This window comes from Kurthia sp. Dielmo, from assembly GCF_000307285.2.
Classification (GTDB): domain Bacteria; phylum Bacillota; class Bacilli; order Bacillales_A; family Planococcaceae; genus Kurthia; species Kurthia populi.
Window position 1 is genome coordinate 476,604 of record NZ_HE578958.1, and the last position, 1,007, is coordinate 477,610.

Here is a 1,007-nt window from a genome sequence, read left to right on the forward strand (position 1 = left end):
TTGCAATACCGATTGAAAAAATTTGAAGATTAAGCAAAAGGATTTTGCATTTGCAAAATCCTTTTTTCGTGCCATAATTTATTTAATGATTCGTGAATAGTTTTTTCTCTAAATGGGTAAAAGTACAATGAAAGCGTTTTTATTATCGTTTCAAAATTTAGACTTTTCCGATTATTAACGCGGTTAAGTCAGGAAAACAAGGAGGAGTTAGGATGTCAGATAACAGTTTTCAGCTAGTGGCCATCGTACTTTATATGCTTGCGATGCTGGCAATTGGTTGGTATTCGTTTCGTCGCACGTCGAATTTGACGGATTATATGTTAGGCGGGCGTTCACTTGGCCCTGCTGTCACGGCATTAAGTGCTGGCGCAGCCGATATGTCAGGGTGGCTATTAATGGGCTTACCAGGAGCGATTTATTTATCAGGTTTAGTAGAGGGCTGGATTGCAATTGGTTTAACGATTGGTGCTTATACGAACTGGCGCATCGTCGCACCGCGTCTACGTGTCTACACACAAGTATCAGAAAATGCCATTACGATTCCGAGCTTTTTAGATAGTCGCTTAAAAGATAGCACAGGTTTCGTTCGTATGGTGACAGGTCTTATTATTTTAGTATTCTTCACATTTTACATATCATCTGGGATGGTATCGGGCGGCGTATTTTTTGAAAGCTCATTCGGTTATTCGTACCATACAGGGCTATTCATTGTAGCGGGCGTTGTTGTAGCCTATACATTATTCGGTGGGTTTTTAGCCGTAAGTTATACGGATTTCATTCAAGGTCTAACGATGTTTGTCGCACTGATTGCAGTGCCGGCAGTTGGTCTTTACTATACAGGCGGCTTTTCGGAAACCATTTCAACAATTAAAGAGGTCGATCCATCGATGCTGAGCTTTGTTGCTACGGCAACAGTAACTGGTGTTATTTCAAGTTTAGCATGGGGACTTGGCTATTTTGGCCAGCCACATATTATCGTTCGTTTTATGGCGATTTCAAGCGTTAAA

General features: G+C 41.0%; 1 protein-coding gene. It reads left to right on the top strand.

Annotated features, from left to right (window positions below; all coding sequences use genetic code 11):
• Nucleotides 1-212: 212 nt before the first annotated feature.
• The coding region (locus KTHG_RS11035) for a sodium:solute symporter family transporter (protein WP_483299888.1) at nucleotides 213-1,007 on the top strand (795 nt) is incomplete at its 3' end.